The 26008-nt window shown below is 58.0% G+C and carries 24 protein-coding genes and 1 tRNA gene; 11 read left to right on the top strand and 14 right to left on the bottom strand.

What is annotated here, in order from left to right; all coding sequences use genetic code 11:
* Window positions 1-54: 54 nt before the first annotated feature.
* Window positions 55-498: a winged helix-turn-helix transcriptional regulator gene (locus AB8818_RS06160; protein ID WP_371199853.1), complete on the bottom strand. Its 444-nt coding sequence runs from the start codon at window positions 496-498 to the stop codon at window positions 55-57.
* A gap of 152 nt (window positions 499-650) precedes the next feature.
* Here AB8818_RS06160 and agp point away from each other — a divergent pair, with 152 nt between their 5' ends.
* Window positions 651-1892, top strand: coding sequence for a bifunctional glucose-1-phosphatase/inositol phosphatase (gene agp / locus AB8818_RS06155; RefSeq protein ID WP_166710713.1), 1242 nt, complete (start codon window positions 651-653; stop codon window positions 1890-1892).
* Between the two features lie 33 nt (window positions 1893-1925).
* Here agp and AB8818_RS06150 read toward each other — a convergent pair whose 3' ends face one another.
* Together AB8818_RS06150 and wrbA are read right to left on the bottom strand one after the other, a co-directional pair.
* Window positions 1926-2153, bottom strand: coding sequence for a YccJ family protein (locus AB8818_RS06150; RefSeq protein ID WP_014883300.1), 228 nt, complete (start codon window positions 2151-2153; stop codon window positions 1926-1928).
* 20 nt (window positions 2154-2173) lie between these two features.
* On the bottom strand, window positions 2174-2770 hold the full coding sequence (gene wrbA / locus AB8818_RS06145) for an NAD(P)H:quinone oxidoreductase (protein WP_041910554.1): 597 nt from the start codon (window positions 2768-2770) through the stop codon (window positions 2174-2176).
* Between the two features lie 390 nt (window positions 2771-3160).
* Between wrbA and AB8818_RS06140 the strand changes: the two genes are divergently transcribed.
* On the top strand, window positions 3161-3331 hold the full coding sequence (locus tag AB8818_RS06140; RefSeq protein ID WP_023311077.1) for a general stress protein: 171 nt from the start codon (window positions 3161-3163) through the stop codon (window positions 3329-3331).
* Between the two features lie 118 nt (window positions 3332-3449).
* On the top strand, window positions 3450-4373 hold the full coding sequence (locus AB8818_RS06135) for a DMT family transporter (RefSeq protein WP_116340772.1): 924 nt from the start codon (window positions 3450-3452) through the stop codon (window positions 4371-4373).
* Here AB8818_RS06135 and rutG read toward each other — a convergent pair.
* The 7 genes from rutG to rutA are packed head-to-tail and all read right to left on the bottom strand — an operon-like array spanning window position 4361 to window position 9795.
* Entirely contained in the window at window positions 4361-5683 is a 1323-nt protein-coding gene (gene rutG, locus AB8818_RS06130; protein WP_192983046.1) for a pyrimidine utilization transport protein G, read from the bottom strand. The two genes, AB8818_RS06135 and rutG, sit on opposite strands and share 13 nt — an antisense overlap.
* A gap of 21 nt (window positions 5684-5704) precedes the next feature.
* Window positions 5705-6196, bottom strand: coding sequence for an NADH-dependent FMN reductase RutF (gene rutF, locus AB8818_RS06125; RefSeq protein WP_226857587.1), 492 nt, complete (start codon window positions 6194-6196; stop codon window positions 5705-5707).
* A 12-nt stretch (window positions 6197-6208) separates the two neighbouring features.
* Window positions 6209-6799: a malonic semialdehyde reductase gene (locus AB8818_RS06120; RefSeq protein ID WP_163328696.1), complete on the bottom strand. Its 591-nt coding sequence runs from the start codon at window positions 6797-6799 to the stop codon at window positions 6209-6211.
* 9 nt (window positions 6800-6808) lie between these two features.
* Entirely contained in the window at window positions 6809-7609 is an 801-nt protein-coding gene (gene rutD, locus AB8818_RS06115; RefSeq protein ID WP_163328698.1) for a pyrimidine utilization protein D, read from the bottom strand.
* Window positions 7610-7616: 7 nt separating this feature from the next.
* Window positions 7617-8003: a pyrimidine utilization protein C gene (gene rutC / locus AB8818_RS06110; RefSeq protein ID WP_100170497.1), complete on the bottom strand. Its 387-nt coding sequence runs from the start codon at window positions 8001-8003 to the stop codon at window positions 7617-7619.
* 11 nt (window positions 8004-8014) lie between these two features.
* Complete coding sequence (gene rutB, locus AB8818_RS06105) at window positions 8015-8704, bottom strand: pyrimidine utilization protein B (protein WP_192983052.1); 690 nt, start codon at window positions 8702-8704, stop codon at window positions 8015-8017.
* Complete coding sequence (gene rutA / locus AB8818_RS06100) at window positions 8704-9795, bottom strand: pyrimidine utilization protein A (protein ID WP_116340761.1); 1092 nt, start codon at window positions 9793-9795, stop codon at window positions 8704-8706. The genes rutB and rutA overlap by 1 nt, the downstream gene beginning before the upstream one ends.
* A 245-nt stretch (window positions 9796-10040) precedes the next feature.
* Here rutA and rutR point away from each other — a divergent pair, with 245 nt between their 5' ends.
* Window positions 10041-10679 (top strand): HTH-type transcriptional regulator RutR, encoded by a 639-nt coding sequence (gene rutR, locus AB8818_RS06095; protein WP_116340759.1) that lies wholly within the window; start codon window positions 10041-10043, stop codon window positions 10677-10679.
* A 119-nt stretch (window positions 10680-10798) separates the two neighbouring features.
* On the opposite strand, the gene AB8818_RS06090 is transcribed toward rutR, so the two are convergent.
* Window positions 10799-11200 carry a lysozyme inhibitor LprI family protein gene (locus AB8818_RS06090; RefSeq protein ID WP_163328702.1) on the bottom strand — a complete coding sequence of 134 codons (402 nt, stop codon included), beginning with the start codon at window positions 11198-11200 and terminating at the stop codon, window positions 10799-10801.
* A gap of 51 nt (window positions 11201-11251) precedes the next feature.
* On the bottom strand, window positions 11252-15214 hold the full coding sequence (gene putA, locus AB8818_RS06085) for a trifunctional transcriptional regulator/proline dehydrogenase/L-glutamate gamma-semialdehyde dehydrogenase (RefSeq protein ID WP_192983055.1): 3963 nt from the start codon (window positions 15212-15214) through the stop codon (window positions 11252-11254).
* 422 nt (window positions 15215-15636) lie between these two features.
* Between putA and putP the strand changes: the two genes are divergently transcribed.
* Together putP and AB8818_RS06075 are read left to right on the top strand one after the other, a co-directional pair.
* Window positions 15637-17145 carry a sodium/proline symporter PutP gene (gene putP / locus AB8818_RS06080; RefSeq protein WP_192983058.1) on the top strand — a complete coding sequence of 503 codons (1509 nt, stop codon included), beginning with the start codon at window positions 15637-15639 and terminating at the stop codon, window positions 17143-17145.
* Between the two features lie 113 nt (window positions 17146-17258).
* A complete protein-coding gene (locus AB8818_RS06075; protein WP_192983061.1) occupies window positions 17259-17678 on the top strand; it encodes a DUF3574 domain-containing protein in 420 nt (139 codons plus the stop codon).
* A gap of 48 nt (window positions 17679-17726) precedes the next feature.
* On the opposite strand, the gene AB8818_RS06070 is transcribed toward AB8818_RS06075, so the two are convergent.
* Window positions 17727-18911 carry a NupC/NupG family nucleoside CNT transporter gene (locus tag AB8818_RS06070; protein ID WP_047368266.1) on the bottom strand — a complete coding sequence of 395 codons (1185 nt, stop codon included), beginning with the start codon at window positions 18909-18911 and terminating at the stop codon, window positions 17727-17729.
* Window positions 18912-19162: 251 nt separating this feature from the next.
* Here AB8818_RS06070 and efeU point away from each other — a divergent pair, with 251 nt between their 5' ends.
* The 5 genes from efeU (at window position 19163) to AB8818_RS06045 (ending at window position 25632) form a co-directional block, all read left to right on the top strand.
* A complete protein-coding gene (gene efeU / locus AB8818_RS06065; protein WP_192983067.1) occupies window positions 19163-19996 on the top strand; it encodes an iron uptake transporter permease EfeU in 834 nt (277 codons plus the stop codon).
* Window positions 19997-20036: 40 nt separating this feature from the next.
* Window positions 20037-21164 carry an iron uptake system protein EfeO gene (efeO, locus tag AB8818_RS06060; RefSeq protein WP_116340747.1) on the top strand — a complete coding sequence of 376 codons (1128 nt, stop codon included), beginning with the start codon at window positions 20037-20039 and terminating at the stop codon, window positions 21162-21164.
* A gap of 5 nt (window positions 21165-21169) precedes the next feature.
* Window positions 21170-22453, top strand: a complete 1284-nt coding sequence (efeB, locus tag AB8818_RS06055; protein WP_192983070.1) for an iron uptake transporter deferrochelatase/peroxidase subunit — start codon at window positions 21170-21172, stop codon at window positions 22451-22453.
* A gap of 499 nt (window positions 22454-22952) precedes the next feature.
* On the top strand, window positions 22953-23744 hold the full coding sequence (phoH, locus tag AB8818_RS06050) for a phosphate starvation-inducible protein PhoH (protein WP_192983073.1): 792 nt from the start codon (window positions 22953-22955) through the stop codon (window positions 23742-23744).
* Window positions 23745-24126: 382 nt separating this feature from the next.
* Window positions 24127-25632 (top strand): sodium:alanine symporter family protein, encoded by a 1506-nt coding sequence (locus tag AB8818_RS06045; protein WP_116340740.1) that lies wholly within the window; start codon window positions 24127-24129, stop codon window positions 25630-25632.
* A gap of 246 nt (window positions 25633-25878) precedes the next feature.
* Here the strand turns inward: AB8818_RS06045 and AB8818_RS06040 are convergent.
* Window positions 25879-25966: transfer RNA gene (locus AB8818_RS06040), tRNA-Ser, on the bottom strand.
* Between the last annotated feature and the right edge of the window lie 42 nt (window positions 25967-26008).

Here is a 26008-nt window from a genome sequence, read left to right as displayed (position 1 = left end):
TTTTATAATGCAACCATTTTGCTGGGCATTTTGTGCTTTTGCCGTCGGGAACGATCAGGAGGGGAGTTTAGCCACGATCTCTTCAGGTGTCAGTTCGCGCCCGTCGTCGGCGAAAAGCTTCAGTTTACGCAGCGGTTTGCGCTGTTCGCTATCGACCAGCACGGTGCCGCATTCGTTTTCCGCAAACAAAAATTCATTGCCCCACTGGGAGAGGGCGACCAGCACCGTTTGCAGGGCGCGCCCTTTATCGGTCAGGACATACTCCTGCCAGGCGCTGCCGTCGGAGGCGGGCTGAAGCCGGAGTATCCCTTCGTCGACCAGCAGTTTTAGCCGCGTGGTCAGCATGTTTTTCGCGATACCGAGGCTTTTCTGGAACTCGCCGAAGCGTTTAATCCCGCGCAGCGCGTCGCGTACAATCAGCAGCGACCACCAGTCGCCGATGATATCCAGCGAACGGGCGACGGGGCAGGTGCTCTCTTCAAGGCGGGTACGTTTCACGGTCAATTCTCCGGTGGTGTGTGGTTTTATTATAAAACTTATTGGCACCCACCGTAAGCACGTTAATCATCAGTTTGAGAAATGCTTCCCGAAAAAACTGTCACGAATCTGTCACACTCACTGGAACATTAAAAAAGCGTGAGGAACGAGGGATGAGAAAAGCACTACTCGCAGTTGCCGTGGCAGTTACCCTTTCAATGACCTTTGGTGCACAGGCGCAGGAGACGCCGGAAGGCTATCAACTGGAGCAGGTGTTAATCATGAGCCGTCACAACCTGCGTGCGCCGCTCGCCAATAACGGAAGCGTGCTGGAGCAGTCCACGCCGAAGCAGTGGCCGGAGTGGGAAGTGCCGGGCGGTCAGCTCACTACCAAGGGTGGCGTGCTGGAAGTCTATATGGGCCATTACATGCGCGAGTGGCTGGCGCAGCAGGGGATGGTGAAGACGGGAGAGTGCCCGCCAGCAGATAGCGTGTATGCTTACGCCAACAGCCTGCAGCGTACCGTCGCGACCGCGCAGTTCTTCATTACCGGTGCGTTCCCGGGCTGCGACGTTCCCGTACATCATCAGGAAAAAATGGGCACCATGGACCCGACCTTTAATCCGGTGATTACCGACAACTCGCCGGAATTCCGCGAAAAAGCGCTCAAGGCGATGGAGACGGAACGGCAGAAAATGCAGCTTGGTGAAAGCTATAAGCTGCTGGAGCAGATGACGAACTACGCGGATTCCCCGTCCTGCAAGGAGAAAAAGGTCTGCTCGCTGGCAGACGCGAAAGATGCCTTCAGCGCCGACTATGAAAAAGAGCCTGGCGTGTCCGGGCCGCTGAAGGTGGGTAACTCGCTGGTGGACGCGTTCACGCTGCAGTATTACGAAGGCTTCCCGGCCGACCAGGTGGCCTGGGGCGAAATCAAAACCGACCAGCAGTGGCGCGTGCTGTCGAAGCTGAAGAACGGTTATCAGGACTCGCTGTTTACCTCGACCGAGGTGGCGCAAAACGTGGCGAAGCCGCTGGTGAAATATATCGATAAAACCCTGGTCACCGAACAGGCAAAAGCGCCGAAAATCACCCTGCTGGTGGGGCACGATTCGAACATCGCTTCCCTGCTCACCGCGCTGGATTTCAAGCCGTATCAGCTGCACGACCAGCAGGAGCGTACCCCGATTGGCGGCAAAATTGTCTTCCAGCGCTGGCATGACAAAAACAGCAATCAGGAGCTGATGAAAATTGAGTATGTCTATCAGAGCTCGGAGCAGCTGCGAAACGCCAGCGTGCTGTCGCTGCAGTCGCCCGCGCAGCGCGTGACGCTGGAGCTGAAGGGCTGCCCGGTGGATGCGAACGGCTTCTGTCCTGTCGATAAATTCAATGCGGTGATGAATAACGCGGCGAAGTAAAAGAGAACCCCCCGCTGCGGCGGGGGGAAACGCTTAGACGTTTTTACGTTCGATGGTTTGCTCGCCCCAGAAGAGCGAATCTTTGTCCGTTTTTTCGAAGGCGCGCACCAGCACTTCATCGCTGCCTTCTTCCCAAATCTGCTCCGCCAGCTTTTCATCGTACTTCGCGACTTCAAAGATAGCTTCGGCAATCTCCGGAGAGGTATTGCGTAAACTTGCCCATTCGCCCACGCGGTGGGCTTTGGATTCTTGAGTTGGCATGCTTGTCCTCCTGTTGGGTATTAGCCGTTGAGTTTTTTGGCGAGACCCGCGACGTATTCACCCTGATAGCGGGCGATAGAGAGTTCTTCATTGCTTGGCTGACGCGAGCCATCCCCACCGGCAATGGTGGTTGCGCCGTACGGCGTACCGCCGCGCACCTGGGAAACGTCAAACAGCTCCTGCGCGCCGTAGCCAATCGGCACGATTACCATCCCGTGATGGGCAAGGGTAGTCCAGGTTGAGGTAATCGTCTGCTCCTGGCCGCCGCCGGTGCCGGTAGAGCTGAATACGCTGGCGAGTTTGCCGTAGAGCGCCCCGGACGCCCAAAGCCCGCCGGTTTGATCGAGGAAGGTTCGCATCTGGCCTGACATATTGCCGAAGCGGGTCGGGGTGCCGAAGATAATCGCATCATACTCCGCCAGCTCCTGCGGAGTGGCGACCGGGGCGTTTTGTGTTTTTCCCCCGGCTTTGGCGAAGGCTTCCGCCTGCATGGTTTCCGGTACGCGCTTCACCACAACCTCAACGCCGTCCACCCTGTTTGCGCCTTCTGCTACCGCGTGAGCCATGGTTTCGATGTGTCCATACATGGAATAATAGAGCACCAGAACTTTTGCCATTTTGCATCACTCCTCGTTGGTTTTTCTGACAGCGGATCGCTGCGTTCTTTTAAAGATATGTCATCACGGCCAGACTGCAAAAATGAACGGCATTTCTTTGATTTATAACAATATGGTGGGTAAACAGGTTTGTAGCAAAATGAAACAACTTTCTCGCCGCCGTTTTTTGAAATGATAAGAAAGGTTTATGAGTCTCCGTCGCGTCAACTCACCCGAAAGACTGAGATCATGTTGCAGGATATTACCTGTGACTTGCCGGATAGCCTCAGTCCACTAAGCTTAGTTTCACGCGGCACAGATAAAGGCGCTGTCCTTGAGCCGCGAGGTGAAAGAATCCTCTTTTACTGAATGCAATATGATGTCTAATGTTTCACACTCTGGAGGTTAGAGATGGCAAACCATCGTGGTGGTTCAGGTAATTTCGCTGAAGACCGTGAAAGAGCATCAGAAGCAGGTCGTAAAGGTGGCCAGCACAGCGGGGGGAACTTCAAAAATGACCCTCAGCGCGCATCAGAGGCTGGTAAAAAAGGGGGGAAAAACAGCCACGGCAGCAGTAAGTAACACGCCGGGTTGACTCCCTGCCGCCGGGTTTCCCCCGGCGGTTTTTTTATTTCTGCAACATTGAACTGTAACCAAAGGCGACGCACACTAGAGAATTGATCTCACTTGCTGGTGCCGCATGTCCGTCTCACGCTTTAAATTTTCCGTAAAACCGCAGGAAGCTATCCTCATTCTCATCACCATGTTCTGGGGCGGGACCTTTCTGGCTGTCCAGTACGCGGTGACCCTCAGCGATCCCTTCTTTTTCGTTGGCCTGCGCTTCGCGACGGCGGCGATAGCCGTGGGGCTGATATCCCTTAAAACGCTGCGGGGCCTGACGCTGAAAGAGCTCAAGGCGGGCGTGGCGATTGGGGTGGCAATAGCGATGGGCTACAGCCTGCAGACGTGGGGGTTGCAGACCATCTCCAGCAGCAAATCCGCGTTTATCACAGCGATGTATGTGCCGCTGGTGCCGCTTTTGCAGTGGCTCTGTCTCGGCAGAATTCCGGGCCTGATGTCCTGTATTGGCATCGTGCTGGCGTTTATCGGCCTGATCCTGCTGGCCGGGCCGGAAAATAACCTGCTGGCGCTGGGGCCGGGCGAAATCATCACCCTGATTGGGGCGATTGCCATTGCGGCGGAAATTATTCTGATTAGCGCCTGGGCGGGTAAGGTCGACGTCAAACGGGTGACGGTGGTGCAGCTCGCCACCGCGTCGCTGGTGGCGTTTGCGACGATGGTGCCGGCAGGGGAGTCCGTACCGCCGATCTCCACCGGGCTGGTGGTGGTCGCACTGGGGTTGGGTATCTTCAGCGCCATTATTCAGGTCACCATGAACTGGGCGCAGCGCAGCGTATCGCCAACCCGCGCGACGGTGATTTATACCGGAGAACCGGTCTGGGCGGGGATTTTCGGACGTATTGCAGGTGAGCGTTTACCGCTGCTCGCGCTGGTGGGCGCGGCATTTATTGTCGCCGGGGTGCTGGTGAGCGAGCTGAAGCTCAAGCGGAAGAAAAACGCGCTGCCAGAAGATGACAGCGCGACGTTAAATCACGAATCCTGATGTACCACCTCGCCCTGCGGCGCAGCGGCCATCCGGCGGCTCAGCAGGGCGTTAAGCAGGATCGCGCCGAAGGTCGCCGTTCCAATTCCGCCAATCGTAAACCCGCCCAGCGTCAGGGCAAAATCGCCCGCGCCCAGCACCAGCGTGACGGCCACCATGATCAGGTTGCTGTTCTGGCTGAGGTCGACCCGATGCTGCACCCAGATACGCGCGCCGGCTACGGCGATCAGCCCGAACACCACAATCGACGCGCCGCCGATGACCGGTGACGGAATGGTGTGGATCAGCGCGCCGAACTTCGGTGAGAATCCGAGCAGCATCGCCATCACCGCCGCCGCCACGAAGACCAGCGTGGAGTAAACTTTGGTCACCGCCATCACGCCGATGTTTTCCGCGTAGGTGGTGACGCCGCTGCCGCCCACGGAACCGGAGAGCATAGTCGCCAGCCCGTCGCCGACGAACGCGCGGCCCATGTACGGGTCCATGCTGCGCCCGGTCATCCCCGCCACAGCTTTCAGGTGCCCCAGGTTTTCCGCCACCAGGATCACCGCCACCGGGGCGATAAGCATCATCGCCTGGGTGTTAAAGGTGGGTGAGGTCACCTTCGGCAGGCCGAACCAGGCGGCCTGGTGAAGCAGGGTAAAATCAACCGGCTTGCCGAGGCCAAAAACGTTGGCCAGCAGCGCATAAACCAGACAGGCAACAATCAGCCCGACCAGAATCAGCAGCCGCTGGATCATCCCCCGCGTAAATACCGCCACCAGGCCAATGCACAGCACCGTGATCACCGCCATCCAGCTTTCAAACGGCGAGGCGGAGACGCTTTTTACCGCAATAGGCGCAAGGTTCAGGCCAATCGCCATCACCACGGCGCCCGTCACGACGGGGGGCATCATCCGTTCGATCCAGCGCGTGCCGATCTTCATCACCACCAGACCAATCAGGGTGTACACCAGACCGCAGGCGATGATGCCGCCGAGGGCCACGCTCAGGTTGGGATTGATCCCCTGGCCGTTAAACCCGGTAGTGGCGATAACCACCCCGACAAAGGCGGCGCTTGATCCGAGATAGCTGGGCACGCGCCCGCCGGTGACGAAAAAGAACAGCAGCGTGCCGATACCCGACATCAGAATAGAGAGGTTGGGGTCCAGCCCCATCAGCATTGGCATCAGTACCGTGGCGCCAAACATGGCGACCGCGTGCTGAACGCCCATCACCATCGTCTGCCCGAGCGGGAGGCGTTCATCCGGCGCGACCACGCCTGCTTCTGTGGAGGTCGATTTCAACTGCCAGTGGGGAAATCCGAACATGGTCTGTCTCCTTAGAGCGGGTTAACAGGCGGGTCGCATAAGCGCGTGGTAGCCGCGGTCAAACCACACCAGCCCTTGCGGCGCGGGGTGGCGAACAATCGAAACAATGTCGCAAAACAGAATGTCGTGGGTGCCGACGCTCACCACCTGGCTGATGCGGCAGTCAAACGAGGCCAGCGCATCCTCCAGGCGCGGGCAGCCCGTGTCGCCCGTCTGCCAGCGGGCAGCGGCAAAGCGTTCCTCCATCGGCGTTTTCCCGCCAAACAGATTGGACAGCGGCTCCTGCCCGGCGCTCAGGGTATTCACGCACAGGGTGCGGTTTTCGCTAAACGTTGGCCAGACGGACGCGCCGCGGTTCAGGCACACCAGCAGGGTGGGCGGTGAATCCGTGACGCTGCACACCGCGCTGGCGGTGAAGCCTGCCATCCCCGCCGCGCCGTCGGTGGTGATGATGTTGACCGCCGCGCCAACGCAGGCCATGGCGTCGCGAAAGGTTTGTTTATCCGGTGTCATCACGATCGCTCCTTACGCCAGTCCGCAGGCATCGTCGAAGGCCAGGCGCGGCAGGCGCCCGTAGAGTTTGCGGGTATCGCCGTAGCCAATGTTGATCAGCAGATTGCTTTTAAGCGTTGTGCCGGTGAAAAAGGCCTCGTCAACCTTTTGTCGGTCAAAGCCCGACATCGGGCCGGTGTCCAGCCCCAGGGCGCGACAGGCGAAAATCAGGTAGGCGGCCTGCATTGAGCTGTTGCGAAAGGCGGTCTCTTCCGCCAGCGCGTGGCTTGCGGTAAACCAGCTTCTGGCATCGCCGTGCGGGAACAGTTCAGGCAGGCGCTCGTAGAATTCACCGTCCCAGGCGACAATTGCCGTAACCGGGGCGGTGAGTGTTTTCTCCAGGTTGCCGCTGGAGAGCGCCGGGCGCAGCTTCTCTTTTCCCTCTGCGCTTCGCACAAACACAATCCGTGCCGGGGAGCAGTTGGCGGAGGTTGGCCCCCATTTCATCAGGTGGTAGATCTCGCGCAGCGTCTCGTCGCTGACCGGAATATCCAGCCAGCCGTTGTGGGTGCGGGCGCTGGTAAACAACGTTTCCAGCGCAGCGGGCGTAATGGCTTCGCTCATCAAGGCTCCTTATAAAGCGGGTTCAGGGCTGTGCAGCAGGCTGGCAAGCCCGTTCAGCAGCAGGGTGTTAAAGGTGTCCGGCTCGGTAACGTTGCAGGCATGCCCGCCCTGGCGCATTACCGCGCTGTGGCTGTGCGGGATCGCCGCCTGCAGCTCGGACGAGCAGACAGAGGGCACCAGCATGTCGTCGGCGGAACAGATGATCTGTACCGGGCAGCGAATGCGCGCGGCATGTCGGCTGAAGTCGGCCTTTTTCAGGGCGCTGAGCCTGTGCAGCAGGTTGGTTTTGCCCTGGAAATGGGCCAGAGCCAGCGCTTCTTCTGCCTCCAGGCGTGGCGCGCGGGCCGCCATCCAGTCTGCCGGATAGAGAAACAGCGGCTGCGCCTCGACCCACGCCTGGGCGCCGCCATAATGCAGCAGGCGCTCGCGGATCTGAAAGCAGCGTCGGGTGTGGGCATTGAGGATCAGCCAGCCGTTGACGCACACCAGCGCGGTGAGTGCTTCGGGCCTGTCGATGGCCAGCTGCAGGCCGACCAGCGCCCCCAGCGCGTGACCCACGACGCTGTAGCGGGCAATCCCGGCATCAGCCAGCGCCTGAGCCAGCTCGTCCGCCATCTGCGCAAGGCTGTACCCTTCCGGCAGGGTGTCGGGGTTATTGCCCGTTCCCCGCTGGTCATAGCACACCACCTGATACTCCGGCTCCAGCACGGCCAGTTGGGGCAGCCAGTAGCTGCCGCTGCCGCCGAGACCGGAAATAAAGACCACTACTGGCGCGCCCTCATACGGGGGCGGCGAGACGGAGAGTTTCATGGCTGCCTCACTTCGTGATGTGCGCAACGGTGGCGATTTCAACCAGCGCGTCCGGCTTCACCAGCCCGCACTGAATGCAGAACCGGGCCGGTTTATCGCCGGGGAAGAACTCGGCGTAAATCTCGTTAATCGCGGCGTAGTTTTTCCAGTCGGTGATAAAGATGCTGTTGAAGGTCACGTCCTCCATGGTGCCACCCGCCGTTTCGATCACGGTTTTGATCGTCTCCAGCACGTGGCGGGTTTGCGCCTTTGGGTCGTTGATAAACACCACGTTGTTGTCTTTATCAAACGGCAGCGTGCCGGAGACATACACCACGCCGTCGGCGAGGGTGCCGGGAACAAACGGGGCAATCGGGGTGCTGGTTCCCGGCGGAATAATCACGGATTTTGGCATCAGGTGTCTCCTCAGGCGATACGGGCGAGCGGGGGATTCAGGGCGTCGCAAAAATCGCTGACGTTACTGACCCAGCCAAAAAAGGTTTCGATATTGAACAGGGCCGCTTTCTGGGCGAATTCCGGCCCGGCCTGATGGGTCGCGTCTTCCAGCACCACGCCAAAATATTCGAGGAAAAAGCCGTCGCGCAGGGTCGACTCCACGCAGACGTTGGTGGCGATCCCGGTGAAGACCAGATGGCGAATGCCCCGGCTGCGCAGCAGGCTGTCGAGCGGGGTGTTAAAAAAGCCGCTATAGCGCGGTTTCGGCAGGACGATATCACCCGCCTGCGGTACCAGTTCGTCCACCAGCTGATAGTCCCAGCCGCCTTTTGCCAACAGCTTGCCCTGCAGTTCGGGCCGCCTGCGCATGGTTTTCAGGGCGTTCGACTTGTGGAAGTTGGGCGAGCCGGGGCCGCCGGCCTCGACGTACTGGTCATCCCAGCCGTTCTGAAACCAGATGATGAGCATCCCCGCTTCGCGCGCGGCGGCGACGGCGGTTTTGATGTTCTCGATCACAGGCCTTGTGGCGGAGACGTCGAACCCCGCCAGGTCCAGATAGCCGCCTTTACTGGCGTAGGCGTTTTGCATATCCACCACGATCAGCGCGCTCTGCTCAGGCGCAAAGGTGATGGCTTCCGGGCGTGCGTTAAGGGTCGTCATTACGCCACCTCCTTCGTGACGGCAGGGATGTGGGCGCGGCACTGCATCAGCGGCTGGACGCGCTCGCCGAAGGTCTCCACGCCGGTGAGAAAATCATCGAAGGTAAGCAGGACGCCCTCGGCACCGGGCACGGCCGCCACTTCGTCAAGCATTCTGGCGACGCTGGCATACGAGCCAACCAGGGTGCCCATGTTGATATTGACGGCAGAGGTCGGGTCGGCCATCTGGCGCACGTTGGTATCCGCGCCGGAGCGGGTATCCTTCTGGCTCTGCTCGGTAAGCCAGCTCAGGGCCTCCTCGTCGGCACCATCCTTATAGCGCTGCCATTTGGCGCGCGCGGCCTCGTCGGTTTCGTCGGCAATGACCATAAACAGCACGTAGGAGCCCACGTCGCGTCCGGTCCTGTCGGCGGCCTCTTTCATCCGCGCGGCGGTCGGGGCGAAGGCAGCAGGGGTGTTGACCCCTTTACCGAAGCAAAAATTGAAGTCGGCGTATTTGGCGGAAAATTCCATCCCCGCGTCGCTCTGCCCGGCGCAAATTACCTTCATCGGCACCGACGGCTGCGGGCTGACGCGGCAGTCGTTCATGGTGAAGAAGTCCCCCTTGAAATCGCTTTTGCCGGTGCCCCACAGATCGCGCAGGACCTGCACGTATTCGGTCAGGTAGTCGTAGCGCCGGGAGAAGTAATCGTCGCCCGGCCAGAGCCCCATCTGCTCGTACTCCGGCTTTTGCCAGCCGGTGACCAGGTTAACGCCAAAGCGCCCGCCGGAGATGGAGTCGATGGTGGACGCCATGCGCGCCACGATCGCCGGGGGGAGAGTGAGGGTGGCGGCGGTGGCGTAAATCTGGATCCGCGAGGTGACCGCGGCCAGCCCGGCCATCAGGGTAAAGGACTCCAGGTTGTGATCCCAGAATTCGGTTTTACCGCCAAAGCCGCGCAGCTTGATCATCGAAAGCGCAAAGTCGAAATGGTAGTGCTCCGCTTTCTGCACGATGGCTTTATTCAGCTCAAAGGTCGGCATGTATTGCGGTGCAGTGGTCGAGATAAGCCAGCCGTTGTTGCCGATGGGTACAAATACGCCAATTTTCATCACGAACCTCTCTTCATTACGTCGCAGGTGTAACGGTGGTTTTGCAAAGGCGGTGCCAGTTTTGAAAATGGCTGTGTTATTAATGTGTTAATCAGAGGTTGGGGAATTGATGTCGGCAAATGTGGACTAACTGGTCAAAAACGTTGCACAGAAAACAGGCATTCATGCGCGATGGGAGTGCAGAATGTCGTGGCGAGACGGGGGTTTTGCTATGCTGAGGGCAACGCAGAATAAGGAGAGCGGGAATGGCACAAGGCGCAGTGAAAACACCAGGTAAACGTTCGCAGGCGGTGAGCGCCAAGAAGCAGGCGATCCTCAGCGCGGCGCTGGAGACCTTTTCGCAGTTTGGCATTCACGGCACGCGCCTGGAGCAGGTGGCGGAGCAGTCCGGGGTATCCAAAACCAATCTGCTTTACTATTACCCGTCGAAAGAGGCGCTGTACGTGGCGGTGATGCAACAGATCCTCGATATCTGGCTGGCACCGCTGAAGGCCTTCCGCGAAGAGCTGGCCCCGCTGGTAGCGATCGAAGAGTATATTCGCCTGAAGCTGGAGGTGTCGCGCGATTACCCGCAGGCATCAAGGCTGTTCTGTCTTGAGATGCTGCAGGGCGCGCCGCTGCTGCAGGCGGAACTCACCGGAGATTTAAAGCAGCTGGTGGACGATAAGTCGGCGATTATTGCCGGATGGGTCGCCAGCGGTAAGCTGGCCCCGGTCGACCCGCAGCACCTGATCTTTATGATTTGGGCCGCCACCCAGCATTACGCTGACTTTGCGGCCCAGGTTGAGGCGGTGACCGGCAAAACGCTCCAGGACGAGGCGTTTTTCCAGAGTACGCTGGAAAACGTGCAGCGGATGATTATTGAAGGGATCCGCGCGCGCTAGTTCCCCCCCTCACCCTAACCCTCTCCCCAAAGGGGAGAGGGGACTGTTCTGTGCTGTCTTTTAGCCCTCGCCCCTATGGAGAGAGGGGACTGCTCTGTGCTGTCTTTTCTCCCTCGCCCCTATGGGGAGAGGGCCGGGGTGAGGGGGCAGCTTAGGTCGCCCTCTTCACACTGCATCAGCGAGGCCAGAAACGCTTCGCGCTCCACGGTTTTTTCCGCCAGGCACTGGTTAACAATCATTGGCTGGACGCTCCCACCTTCCGTCCCCGAACCGATAAACGCGCAGTCCGCGTCGCGCAGGGCAATCCAGGCCTGCTGCGCCTTTTTCAGCAGGTCGCGCTGGGGAGCCGCTGCACGTTTAATGGCGGCCTGATAGGTCTGGTTGAGCTTTTTATCGGCAGCCTGGTACTGCTGCGCGCTACAGGTATTCATTTCAAGCTGGGTGGTTGCTTTGTCGCACTCGTTGGCCAGCGCGCTGGCGCTCAGCAGCAGTGCGGCACCGGCGATAAGATATCGTTTCATATACTCCCCAATAAAATAAGGCTCCGTCTCCGGAGCCTTATTAGCACAGCGTTAGCCGATTGTCATCAGGCTGGCGTTACCCCCCGCCGCCGCGGTGTTGACGCTGAGCGAGCGCTCCACGTACAGGCGCTCCAGCAGCAGGTTAGTTTCCCCGCGGGCGAAGCCCTGCACCGAAACAATCGCCCCGCTGCGGGCTGCCACCTGCTCGCAGAGCTCGCGCAGCTGGTCGGAATCGCCGTGGTAAATTACGGCATCAAACGGCTGCGTCAGCAGCGCATCGGCCTTCGCGAAGCGAATGCGGGCAGAGACCGCTTTCGGCAGCTGTTTGGCGAGATCGCGATGCAGCGCATCTTCCGGCCACAGCACCTCACAGCCGGTTGCCATCGCCGCGGCCAGCTGCACCAGCGCGTCCTGCTCGTTATCGGCCACGCACAGCACGCGCTCGCGCGGCATCAGCGTCCAGGTGTTGCGCTCGCCGGTTGGCCCCGGTAGCAGGCGCTGGGTGCCCGCCTGCGCCAGCTCCCCGTACTGCCGGGCAACCGCACGCAGCTCAGGACGTTTTTCCGCCCAGGCGATCATCGCCTCCAGCGGCTGCGTGAGCACGGTTTTCACCTGCGTATCCACCGGATAACTTGCGTCCTGGCGCGCCAGGGTGACGCCCAGGGCGTTTTCCGGACGGTTCGCCAGCAGGCGGTACAGGTAGAGCGGGCCGCCCGCTTTTGGACCGGTGCCGGAGAGGCCTTCGCCGCCGAACGGCTGCACGCCCACGACCGCGCCAACCATGTTGCGGTTAACGTACAGGTTGCCGACTTTGGCATTGCCGGTGACCTGCGCAATGGTTTCGTCGATACGGGTATGCACGCCGAGCGTCAGGCCATAGCCGGAGGCGTTGATCTGATCGATAAGCTCCTTGAGGTTGTTACGGCTGTAGCGCACCACGTGCAGCACCGGGCCGAAGACCTCTTTTTTCAGCTCGTCGAAGCTTGCCAGCTCAATCAGCGTTGGTGGCACAAAGGTGCCGGTCCGCCATTCGCGGGCATCTTCGCTGTTCTCGCGCACCGCCTGGAACACAGGACGGCCTTTCGCGCGCATGGCCTGAATGTGGTTTTCAATGTTGGCTTTGGCTTCCGCGTCGATCACCGGCCCAATGTCGGTGGTGAGACGGCCCGGGTTGCCCATGCGGCATTCGGCCATCGCGCCGCGCAGCATCTTCAGCGTGTGGTCCGCCACGTCGTCCTGCAGGCACAGCACGCGCAGGGCGGAGCAGCGCTGACCAGCGCTGTCGAAGGCGGAGGCCAGCACGTCGACCACTACCTGCTCGGTGAGGGCAGAGGAGTCAACGATCATGGCGTTCATGCCGCCGGTTTCCGCGATGAGCGGGGTAGGACGGCCCTGCGCATCCAGACGGGTGGCAATATTGCGCTGCAGCAGAGACGCCACTTCGGTCGAACCGGTAAACATCACGCCACGCACGCGGTTATCGGAGGTCAGCTTAGCGCCGACGGTTTCACCGCGGCCCGGCAGCAACTGGACCACGCCCGCCGGCACGCCGGCTTCCAGAAGAATGTTGATGCCCTGCGCGGCAATCAGCGGGGTTTGCTCTGCCGGTTTTGCCAGCACGCTGTTGCCTGCGGCAAGAGCGGCGGCAATCTGGCCGGTGAAGATCGCCAGCGGGAAGTTCCACGGGCTGATACAAACGACCGGACCCAGCGGACGGTGGGTTTCGTTATCGAAATCATCGCGCACCTGACCGGCGTAGTAGTGCAGGAAGTCAACGGCCTCGCGCACTTCGGCGATGGCGTTGCTGAAGGTTTTACCCGCTTCGCGCACCAGAATGCCGATGAGCGACTGCATCTGATCTTCCATCAGCACCGCGGCGCGTTCCAGAATCGCGGCGCGCTCCTGCGGCGGCGTGGCGAACCAGATTGGTGCGTTGTTCACCGCGCTGTCCAGCGCCTGGTCAACCTCCGCTTCGGTCGCTTCACGCACGTAGCCGACGATGTCTTTTGGCTCTGCCGGGTTGATCACCGGCTGCATGTCGCCGTCTGCAACGGGCTGCTCCAGCATCGGTTTGGCCTGCCATTTCTGCAATGCGCTGTTGAGCAGGGCAGAGGAGAGTGACGCCAGGCGGTGTTCGTTGGCGAGATCCAGACCCGCCGAGTTAACGCGGCCTGCGCCATACAGTTCGCGCGGCAGGGCAATCTTCGGATGCGGCAGGCCAATCTGGCCTTCCTGCGCCGCCATCTTCTCTACGGCCTGCACCGGATCGGCCACCAGCTCGTCCAGCGGCAGGGTGGTGTCGGCGATGCGGTTAACGAAGGAGGTGTTCGCGCCGTTTTCCAGCAGACGACGCACCAGGTACGCCAGCAGGGTTTCGTGGGTTCCCACCGGAGCATAGATGCGGCACGGGCGGTTCAGCTTGCCGTCCGCCACTTTCCCGGTCACCTGCTCGTACAGCGGTTCACCCATGCCGTGCAGGCACTGGAACTCGTACTGTCCAGGATAGTAGTTTTGACCCGCAAGGCTGTAAATGGCGGCCAGGGTGTGGGCGTTGTGGGTGGCGAACTGCGGATAGATCAGGTTCGGCACGCCGAGCAGCTTTTTCGCACAGGCGAGGTAAGAGACGTCGGTGTAAACCTTGCGGGTATAAACCGGATAGCCTTCCAGCCCTTCCATCTGGGCGCGTTTGATTTCGCTGTCCCAGTAGGCGCCCTTCACCAGACGGATCATCAGGCGACGGCGGCTGCGGCTGGCCAGGTCAATCAGGTAATCAATGACGAACGGGCAGCGCTTCTGGTAGGCCTGGATAACGAAGCCAATGCCGTTCCAGCCTGCCAGCTCCGGCTCGAAGCACAGTTTTTCCAACAGATCGAGAGAGATCTCCAGACGGTCGGCCTCTTCGGCGTCGATGTTAATGCCGATGTCATACTGGCGCGCCAGCAGGGTCAGGGACTTCAGGCGCGGGTAGAGCTCTTCCATTACGCGGTCATATTGCGCGCGGCTGTAGCGCGGGTGCAGGGCGGAGAGCTTAATGGAGATGCCAGGACCTTCATAAATACCGCGACCGTTGGACGCTTTACCGATAGCGTGGATCGCCTGCTGGTAAGAGACCATATAGGCCTGCGCGTCGGCGGCGGTCAGGGCCGCTTCGCCCAGCATGTCGTAGGAGTAGCGGAAACCTTTATCTTCCAGCTTGCGGGCGTTCGCCAGCGCTTCGGCAATGGTTTCCCCGGTGACGAACTGCTCGCCCATCAGGCGCATTGCCATGTCCACGCCTTTGCGGATCAGCGGCTCGCCGCTCTTACCGATGATGCGGTTCAGGGAGCGGGAGAGGTTGGCTTCGTTATGGGTGGAGACCAGCTTGCCGGTAAACAGCAGGCCCCAGGTCGCCGCGTTGACGAACAGCGACGGGCTGCGGCCAATGTGGGAGTGCCAGTTGCCGTTGCTGATCTTGTCGCGGATCAGCGCGTCGCGGGTGGCTTTATCCGGAATACGCAGCAGCGCTTCCGCCAGACACATCAGCGCCACGCCTTCCTGTGAAGAGAGGGAAAACTCCTGCAGCAGACCCTGAACCATCCCGGCGCGGCCGGTGGCGGTTTTCTGGTTGCGCAGCTTGTCGGCTAACTGATACGCCAGGCTGTGCGCCTGGGCGGCAATGGCTTCCGGCAGGCGGGCCTGCTCCAGCAGCATCGGCACGGCATCGGTTTCTGCACGGCGGTAGGCGCCGGTAATGGCGGCGCGGCTGACGGACTGCGGCAGGATCTGCTCGGCAAATTCGAGGAACGGCTGGTGATTCTCTTCCACCGCCGTCGCGGCGTCGTCGCTTTCGTTCGCTGCGCCCGCCAGCAGTGCAGGCAGCTCCGGCAGGCCTTCTTCGCTCTCCAGCCTTTCCAGATAGTTGAAAATCGCCTGCTTGATTAACCAGTGCGGTGTGCGGTCAATGCGGGTTGCTGCGGTCTTAATCCGTTCGCGGGTCGCGTCATCCAGCTTAACCCCCATGGTGGTCATCCCCATGCCAAAACTCCTGTTGTTCTGTAATAGCGTTCTGTAGATAGCGTGAAATATCCACCATGTTGCAACTTTGTGCAACCGTGTTAAATGTGACCTGGTTTGCAACCCGGAAAATGAATGGATTGTTAATGAATGGTTAGCTGGAAAAACGCGCTGGCTTTTGTGCGGGAAGCCTGTTTTTATGCGGGAGTTAACACTTTTCAAAGGTGCAACCCGTAAAAGCGTGAGCGAGTGCAACCTATAGGAAACTCGTATCAAACCGGGGATGAATTTGATGTAAATGCAGTGTTAAATCGTTTGTCAGCGGGATGCGCATACGGCAGGATAGCGCGCCCAACGGAAACACATACACACATCACTACGTTCCGGTGATGACATAACAAGGCAGCCCGGACGGCTGTCGCTCGACATTTTGGAGAATTTGAATGGCTATTAGCACACCGATGCTGGTGACATTTCTCGTTTATATTTTTGGCATGATCCTGATAGGGTTTTTGGCATGGCGTTCGACGAAGAACTTTGACGACTACATCCTGGGCGGCCGCAGTTTAGGCCCGATGGTTACCGCACTCTCTGCGGGCGCCTCCGACATGAGCGGCTGGCTGCTGATGGGGCTGCCGGGCGCGATTTTCATCTCTGGTATTTCCGAAAGCTGGATCGCCATCGGCCTGACCGTCGGCGCGTGGATCAACTGGAAGCTGGTGGCAGGCCGTCTGCGCGTGCATACCGAGGCCAACAACAACGCCCTGACGCTGCCGGACTACTTCACCGGACGTTTTGAAGACAACAGCCGCATCCTGCGCATTATCTCTGCGGTAGTCATCCTGCTGTTCTTCACAATCTACTGTGCCTCCGGCATTGTGGCCGGCGCGCGTCTGTTCGAAAGCACCTTCGGCATGAGCTACGAAACCGCCCTGTGGGCCGGTGCCGCGGCGACCATCCTCTATACCTTCGTGGGCGGTTTCCTGGCGGTAAGCTGGACCGATACCGTGCAGGCGAGCCTGATGATCTTCGCCCTAATCCTGACTCCGGTGATTGTGATTTTCACCGTCGGCGGCTTTGGCGAATCGCTGGAAGTGATCAAGCAGAAGAGCATCGAAAACGTCGACATGCTGAAAGGACTGAACTTCGTGGCCATCGTCTCCCTGATGGGCTGGGGTCTGGGCTACTTCGGTCAGCCGCACATTCTGGCGCGCTTTATGGCGGCGGATTCTCACCACACCATCGTGCATGCCCGTCGCATCAGCATGACGTGGATGATCCTGTGTCTGGCGGGGGCGTGCGCGGTCGGCTTCTTCGGTATCGCGTACTTCAACAACAACCCGGCGCAGGCGGGCGCGGTGAACCAGAACGCCGAACGCGTGTTCATCGAGCTGGCGCAAATTCTGTTCAACCCGTGGATTGCCGGCATTTTGCTCTCCGCGATCCTGGCGGCGGTGATGTCTACTCTGAGCTGCCAGCTGCTGGTCTGCTCCAGCGCAATCACCGAAGACCTCTACAAAGCCTTCCTGCGTAAAAACGCGAGCCAGAAAGAGCTGGTGTGGGTAGGGCGCTTTATGGTGCTGGTGGTGGCGCTGGTGGCGATTGCGCTGGCGGCCAACCCGGAAAACCGCGTGCTGGGCCTCGTGAGCTACGCGTGGGCGGGCTTTGGCGCCGCGTTTGGTCCGGTCGTCCTGTTCTCCGTCATGTGGTCACGCATGACCCGCAACGGCGCGCTGGCCGGGATGATTATCGGTGCGGTCACCGTTATCGTCTGGAAACAGTTCGCATGGCTGGGCCTGTACGAAATCATTCCGGGCTTCCTCTTCGGCAGCATCGGTATTGTGGTGTTCAGCCTGCTGGGTAAAGCGCCGTCAGCCTCCATGCAGAAGCGCTTTGCGGAAGCAGACGCGCATTACCACACTGCGCCGCCGACTAAGCTTCAGGCAGAGTAATTTTCCCCTCACCCTAACCCTCTCCCCAAAGGGGAGAGGGAATAAACCTCTCTTGCTAAATTCTGCAATTTACGTTGATATCGCTGTGCTTATAACAATGAGGATAGCGAAGCATGATCATCAAAACAGGGGTAATGGCAGCGGCATTATTGATGCTGGCTGGCTGCAACGCGCCATCGCAACACGCAGCGGTAGAGATCTGCAAAGCGGATAACCAGATGCAGCAGACCACGCTCTATTTCGGCTTAAATCGCCCGGCAGGGGCGCAGATTACCGGCAACGAGTGGCAGCAGTTTGTCGACCAGGACGTGACGCCGCGCTTTCGCGATGGCTTAACGGTGTTTGATGCGCGCGGCCAGTGGCTGGGGAATGACGGGAAAGTGGCGCGCGAGCCGAGCAAGGCGCTGATGCTGATCCACGGGAAAGATGCCCAGAGCGAGAAGAACATCGAAGCGTTGCGCGGGATTTATAAGTCACGCTTCGCGCAGGAGTCGGTGATGCGCGTCGACCAGCCGGTGTGCGTGCAGTTTTAATAAAAAACGGCGGGAAATCCCGCCGTTGTTGTTTTGTAGCAAAGCAATTTACAGCACTAATCCCGCAAAGCTCGCCGACAGCAGGCTCACCAGCGTCGCACCGTACACCAGGCGCAGACCAAACCGCGACACCACGTTGCCCTGCTGCTCGTTCAGCCCCTTAATCGCCCCCGCGACGATGCCGATGGAGGCGAAGTTTGCGAACGACACCAGGAAGACGGACAAAATGCCCAGCCCGCGCGGTGACATTTCATGGGCAATTTTTTGCAGCTCAATCATCGCCACAAATTCATTTGCCACCAGCTTGGTTGCCATAATGCTGCCCGCATTGAGCGCATCGCTCAGCGGAATACCGATAAGCCACGCCAGCGGATAAAACACATAGCCCAGGATCTGCTGGAAGCTCATGCCGAATACGCTGGAGAAGAGGGCGTTAACCGCGCTGATGAGGGCGATAAAGCCAATCAGCATTGCCAGAATAATCATCGCTACCTTAAAACCGGCCAGAATATACTCGCCGAGCATTTCAAAGAAGCTCTGGGATTCGTGCAGCTTCTCCAGCTTGATATCCGGCTCGGCTTCCGGACGCACCGGGTTAATAACCGAGAGAATAATAAAGGTGCTGAACATGTTCAGGATCAGCGCGGCAACGACAAATTTTGCGTCGAGCATGGTCATATAGGCGCCGACAATCGACAGGGAGACCGTCGACATGGCCGTGGCCGCCATGGTGAACAGGCGACGTGAGGAGAGATCCCCCAGCACGCCTTTATAGGCAATGAAGTTTTCCGACTGGCCGAGGATCAGCGAGCTCACCGCATTGAAGGATTCCAGCTTGCCCATGCCGTTCAGTTTTGACAGCAGCGTGCCGATGATTCGAATAAAAATCGGCAGGATCCGCCAGTGCTGGAGAATACCAATCAGCGCTGAAATGAAAATAATCGGGCAAAGCACGCCGAGGAAAATAAACGCCAGCCCTTTTTCACCCATTCCGCCAAAGACGAAATTCGTCCCTTCCGAGGCAAATTTCAGCAGTGACTCAAAGAAGCCGGAAACATATTTAATCAGGAAAAGTCCGCTTTCGGCGTGCAGGAAAAAGAACGCCAGCGCAATTTCAATAACTATCAGCTGTAAAACATAACGAATGCGAATTTTTCGGCGGTCGAAACTCACCAGCCAGGCGAGCGCAAGAATAATCACCAGCGCCAGCAGGAAATGGACAATCTTAAACATGGGTTATTTTCAGTTGGTTTTTGAGGCGGATATTTAGCCACAGCGCTGGTTAACCGTAAATGGGCATTTTTATTATAACTTATAAACTTAACGGTAACGGCAGTAACTATTAACAGGCTTTGCGTTTACAACTCGTCATCAAATCACCACACATTTCGCTTGTGTTTCTTTTCGCCGTAATGATAATCACTATCACAAGAATTTACCTTTCTTTGCATCAGTTGACCGCGATAAACATTTAAGGTGTCGGCATGTTTGTTCCATTTCTCATTATGTTACGTGAAGGCCTTGAAGCGGCCCTGATTGTCAGCCTTATCGCCAGTTATCTGAAGCGCACCCAGCGAGGGCGCTGGATTGGCGTGATGTGGGTTGGCGTTTTCCTTGCCGCGGCGCTCTGCCTGGGTTTAGGTATCCTCATCAATGAAACCACCGGCGAATTCCCGCAGAAAGAGCAAGAGCTGTTTGAAGGTATCGTCGCCGTGATTGCGGTGTTCATCCTGACGTGGATGGTGTTCTGGATGCGCAAAGTATCCCGCAACGTGAAGGTGCAGCTGGAGCAGGCGGTGGATAACGCCCTGCAGAAGGGGAATCACCACGGCTGGGCGCTGATTATGATGGTCTTTTTCGCCGTTGCGCGCGAGGGGCTGGAATCGGTCTTCTTCCTGCTGGCGGCATTCCAGCAGGACGTGGGCATCTGGCCGCCGCTGGGCGCCATGCTCGGTCTGGCAACGGCGGTGGTGCTGGGCTTCCTGCTCTACTGGGGCGGCATTCGCCTTAACCTGGGCGCCTTCTTTAAATGGACCAGCCTGTTCATTCTGCTGGTGGCCGCGGGGCTGGCGGCAGGGGCGATCCGCGCCTTCCACGAGGCGGGCCTGTGGAACCACTTCCAGGGCGTGGCGTTCGATCTCAGCAACGTCCTCTCCACCCATTCACTGACCGGCACCCTGCTTGAAGGCATTTTCGGCTACCAGGAAACGCCGAGCGTCAGCGAAGTGGCGATGTACTTTATCTATCTGGTTCCGGCGCTGGTGCTGTTTGCAATGCCGCCGCGTACCGGTTCGCAGACGTCGCGCGTTGCGCCGTAATTATCGTTTTAGTTACAACATACTTTTTAAGGGAAGAGTCATGGCAATTCAGTTTCGTCGTAGTGCATTGTGCGCAGGCATTGCCGCGCTGTTCGCTTCTGCCTTCACCGCGCAGGCTGCGGAGATTCCGCAGGTGAAAGTCACCGTTAACGATAAGCAGTGCGATCCGATGACCATCACGGTTAACAGCGGGAAAACCCAGTTTATCATTCAGAACCATAGCCAGAAGGCACTGGAGTGGGAGATCCTCAAAGGCGTGATGGTGGTGGAAGAGCGCGAGAATATCGCCCCGGGCTTCAGCCAGAAGATGACCGCCAACCTGCAGCCGGGTGAATACGACATGACCTGCGGCCTGCTGACCAATCCGAAAGGCAAGCTGATCGTCAAAGGTGCAGCGACGGCGGACGCCGCCAAAGGCACGGCCCTGCTGAGCCTGGGCGACGCCATCACCGCCTATAAAGCCTACGTCACCAAAGAGACGGCGGACCTGGTTACGGGCACCAAAGCCTTCACCGACGCGGTGAAAGCGGGCGATATCGAAAAAGCGAAATCCCTGTATGCGCCAACCCGCCAGCACTACGAGCGCATCGAGCCGATTGCCGAACTGTTCTCTGACCTTGACGGCAGCATTGATGCCCGTGAAGACGACTACGAGCAGAAGGCCGCCGATCCGAAATTCACCGGCTTCCACCGTCTGGAAAAAGCCCTGTTTGGCGATAACTCCACCAAAGGAATGGAGAAATATGCCGGGCAGCTGAACGCCGACGTGCTGGAGCTGCAAAAGCGCATCAGCGAGCTGGCCTTCCCGCCGTCAAAAGTGGTGGGCGGCGCGGCGGGGCTGATTGAAGAAGTGGCCGCGAGCAAAATCAGCGGGGAAGAAGATCGCTACAGCCATACTGACCTGTGGGACTTCCAGGCCAACGTCGACGGCGCGCAGAAAATTGTCGACCTGCTGCGTCCTCAGCTGCAGAAAGAGAACGGCGAACTGCTGGCGAAAGTGGATGCCAACTTCAAAAAAGTGGACACCATTCTGGCGAAATACCGCACCAAAGACGGGTTCGAAACCTACGACAAGCTGACCGACGCTGACCGTAATGCGCTGAAAGGCCCGATTACGACCCTGGCGGAAGATCTCTCCCTGCTGCGCGGCGTACTGGGTCTGGACTAAGCACGATGAACAAGCATGACGAGCACGACGTGGCGCAACCTTCCCGACGTCGTTTGTTAAAAGGGGTCGGGGCGCTGGGCGGCGCGCTTGCCCTGGCAGGTGGCTGCCCGGTTGCGCATGCGGCGAAACCGCAAAGCGCTCCCGGCACGCTGTCGCCGGATGCCCGGATGGAGACGCAGCCGTTTTACGGTGAGCACCAGGCGGGCATTCTGACGCCGCAGCAGGCTTCCATGATGCTGGTGGCCTTTGATTCGCTGGCCAGCGATAAGGCGGATCTGGAGCGGCTGTTCCGCCTGCTGACGGCGCGCATTGCGTTTCTTACCGCGGGCGGTCCGGCACCGGAGACGCCAAATCCGCGCCTGCCGCCGATGGATTCCGGTATCCTCGGGGCGTTTATCGCGCCGGATAACCTGACCATCACCGTGTCGGTGGGGGAGTCGCTGTTTGATGGCCGCTATGGCCTGGCAAAGCAGAAGCCAAAAGCGCTGCAAAAAATGACGCGCTTCCCGAATGACTCCCTCGACGCGGCGCTGTGCCACGGCGACCTGCTCCTGCAGATTTGCGCCAATACCCAGGACACGGTGATCCACGCCCTGCGCGATATCATCAAGCACACGCCGGATCTGCTGAGCGTGCGCTGGAAGCGGGAAGGGTTTATCTCCGATCACGCCGCGCGCAGCAAGGGGAAAGAGACCCCGGTGAACCTGCTGGGCTTTAAGGACGGTACGGCCAACCCGGACAGTCACGATGGTGCGCTTATGAAGGAGGTGGTGTGGGTCACTGCCGATCAGGGCGAACCGGCGTGGGCAGTGGGCGGCAGCTACCAGGCGGTGCGGATTATCCAGTTCCACGTGGAGTTCTGGGACCGCACGCCGCTGAAAGAGCAGCAGACGATTTTCGGCCGCGACAAGCAGAGCGGGGCGCCGCTGGGTATGAAGCACGAGCATGATGTGCCTGACTATGCGAGCGATCCGGATGGCGACGTTATCGCGCTCGACAGCCATATTCGCCTTGCTAACCCGCGCACCAAAGAGACGCAGTCCAGCCTGATGATGCGCCGTGGTTACAGCTATTCGCTGGGCGTAACCAACTCCGGGCAGCTTGATATGGGGCTGCTGTTCGTCTGCTATCAGCACGATCTGGAGAAAGGTTTCCTGACGGTGCAGAAGCGGTTAAACGGTGAAGCGCTGGAAGAGTACATTAAGCCCATCGGCGGCGGCTATTTCTTTGCCCTGCCCGGCGCGCGCGATGCTGGTGCGTATCTCGCTCAAGGGCTGCTCGAAGCCTGATAATTGTCCCTGCGATAGTTCGCAGGGACATTATTTTTTCATATGACTAACATATTGTTATATTTCTGTAATATTTCTATATAAGACTGAATCCGCTGCAGGAGCAGTCTGAAAAGTTGCATTCAGGTAAAATAAATGTTGCATTTATGATAACTCCTGATGTACTTAAGATAAGACAGCGGTAGTTCCCGGCAGTGATGCTGAATCACTATGGAGATCGCGAATGGTTGCGTCCTGTACTGGACAAGGTAAACATAACAACCGCAGCACCCGGCGCGGAGGCTCAGACTCCGGCAGCGATTTCCTCACCACTAAATTCTCCCCCACACCTCAAGAATCTGATTCGACCGACGTGCAGACCGGTGCGCGTAGCCGTTCTGTATCGTCATCTGATAAAGCAAGCAATGGCTTACAAGGAAGCCAACCCTCTGATGTTCGTGCGCATAATCGTGCCGAAGCTGGCGCGTGTGATGAATACCAACAACTCAAGGTGCTATCCATGGGAAGACAAAAAGCAGTGATCAAAGCTCGTCGCGAAGCAAAACGTGTGCTGAGACGGGACTCACGTAGCCATAAACAGCGTGAAGAAGAATCGGTCACCTCGCTTGTGCAGATGAGTGGCGTAGAAGCAATTGGCATGGCCCGAGACAGCCGTGATAATTCTCCAATTGCGGCGCGCAATGAGGCTCAGGCGCACTACCTGAATGCTATCGAGAGTAAACAGCTCATCTTTGCAACCGGTGAAGCCGGATGCGGGAAAACGTGGATCAGTGCGGCCAAAGCGGCGGAAGCGCTGATTCATAAGGACGTGGAGCGCATTATTGTTACCCGTCCGGTACTGCAGGCGGATGAAGATCTCGGCTTCCTGCCCGGAGACATTTCGGAGAAGTTTGCCCCTTACTTCAGGCCCGTTTATGACGTGCTGGTGAAGCGACTGGGTGCATCCTTTATGCAGTACTGCCTGCGGCCAGAGATTGGCAAGGTGGAAATCGCGCCGTTCGCCTATATGCGCGGACGTACATTTGAAAATGCGGTCGTTATTCTTGACGAGGCTCAGAACGTGACCGCTGCGCAAATGAAGATGTTCTTAACGCGCCTCGGGGAGAACGTGACGGTTATCGTTAACGGCGATATTACCCAGTGTGACCTGCCGTCCGGCGTAAAATCCGGGCTGAGCGACGCCATGTCACGTTTTGAGGAAGATGAGATGATTGGGGTGGTACGCTTCACCAAAGAGGACTGCGTGCGTTCAGCGCTGTGTCAGCGCACGCTGCAGGTCTATTCCGACTAAAGGTAAAGCATTATTGTTTTGCCGCTTTCCTGTAATTTCTTCCCGGCGTCATGCCGGGAAGCGTCTTTTATTCTTTGCAGAATTCACCTGTTATTCATAATTAATCATTTCGATTATTTATTTATATTCGGCTGGTTTTTATTTGAGCGGTAGAAGTGTGACATGTGTTTATAATACCCACAAAATACCTATGAATATAATGATCGCGCTAATCGTTAATTGAAAATCAAACGTGAATGTTGTCACAGAACATTACTACGGAGTAAAAATTAAGTTGTGTCTTCAGGGGAGTTATCTATGTTTCGTACTTGTTCGAACAAAATTCTAAGAAGAAACACAACTGGGGATCCGTTCCCCCGCAACATCACGCTGAGGGTCATACATGAACGAACTGGTTGGTGCTATTAATGGTGTAATCTGGAGCCCTGCGTTAATATTTTTATGTCTGGGTGTTGGCCTCTATTTCTCTCTTCGTAGCCGCTTTCTGCAGTTACGCCATATGAAACACATGATTACCCTGATGTTTCAGGGGCGTCCTACGGATGCAGGCGTGTCGTCGTTTCAGGCGCTGACGATGACGCTGGCAGGCCGCGTGGGGACAGGGAATATCGCTGGTGTGGCCACGGCAATTACTTTTGGCGGTCCGGGCGCGCTTTTCTGGATGTGGATTGTCGCTTTTTTAGGCGCCAGTTCAGCATTTGTCGAATCCACCCTGGGTCAGGTTTATAAAGAAAAAATTAACGGCGAATATCGCGGTGGTCCTGCCTTTTATATTGAAAAAGGTTTAGGCGTTAAGTGGTACGCATGGTTATTTGCCATTGTAACTATTTTCTCCTGCGGATTATTACTTCCGGGCGTGCAGGCAAACTCAATTGGTGCGAGCCTGGATATTGCCTTTGGTCTGAGTCCGAACGTGACCGCGGCATTACTTGCTGTGCTGTTAAGCTTTATTATTTTCGGCGGCGTGAAAAGGATCGCCAGCTTTAGCAGTATGGTCGTTCCATTTATGGCGCTGGGCTATATTATTGTCGCCTGCGTGATTATTGCCATTAATATTAACCAGCTCCCTTCGGTTATTCTGTTGATCTGGAAAAGCGCGTTCGGCCTGGAAGCAGGCTTTGGCGCCATCCTCGGTCAGGCGATTATGTGGGGTGTTAAGCGCGGCGTCTATTCTAACGAAGCGGCGCAGGGGACCGGGCCGCATGCGTCATCCGCGGCGGCGGTGAGCCATCCGGTGAAGCAGGGGCTGGTACAGGCATTCTCGGTCTATATTGATACGCTGTTTGTCTGCTCTGCGACCGGGTTTATGCTGCTGATTACCGGGCTGTATAACGTCCAGGGCGTCGACGGCGCCGCGCTTTATACGGGAATTGCAGGCGTGGCCGCAGGTCCTGGCTACGTGCAGACGGCGATGGAAAGTATGATGCCGGGCTTTGGTAATTACTTTGTTGCCATTGCGCTGTTCTTCTTTGCCTTCACCACGATTATTGCCTACTACTATATTGCCGAAACCAATATCGCCTACATCAACCGTAAAATTCACCGCCCGTGGCTGACGTTTCTGCTCAAGCTCTGTCTGATGGCCTCTACGGTCTATGGGACGGTTCGTACCGCGGATCTGGCCTGGGGGCTGGGGGATATTGGGGTAGGGCTGATGGCATGGCTCAACATTATTGCCATTGTTCTGCTGCATAAAAAAGCGTTTGTTAGTCTGAAGGATTATGAAATTCAGAATGCGCAGGGGCTGGATCCACAGTTTGATCCGGTGCGTCTGGGGATTAAAAATGCGGATTACTGGCTTGATGGGCGTAAGGATGAGGATGATGTTCAGCCTGAGCAGATATCGTCTCTTGAAAGAAATCAGCCGGCAGGGAAGTTGAATAGCTAAGGAATAGAATAAAAAAAGCCCGTGCATTAGTTCGGGCTTTTTTTTGTCGCTTAGGCGGCTCAGTCCGCACCGGGGGGGATTGACTCGCTTCGCTCGCCCTTCGGGCAGCCTGTTCGCTTCGCTCTCAGTCTGTCCAACTAGCTGCCGCCAGTTGTCGAACCCCGGTCGGGGGTTCTCATCCCCCCCTGCAGGTGAGCTACATGCGAAAAAAAAGCTCGCATTTTCATGCGAGCTCTTCTTTAAATATGGCGGTGAGGGGGGGATTCGAACCCCCGATACGTTGCCGTATACACACTTTCCAGGCGTGCTCCTTCAGCCACTCGGACACCTCACCATATTGTTTTGTTGCCTGACCGCTTGGGGGGCAACGGGGCGC

Origin of the sequence: Enterobacter sp. KB-280D8 (genome assembly GCF_041399405.1) — a bacterium.
GTDB lineage: Bacteria > Pseudomonadota > Gammaproteobacteria > Enterobacterales > Enterobacteriaceae > Enterobacter > Enterobacter cloacae_N.
Note: the sequence above shows the minus strand (reverse complement) of the source record. Positions and strands in the feature narration are given on the sequence as shown.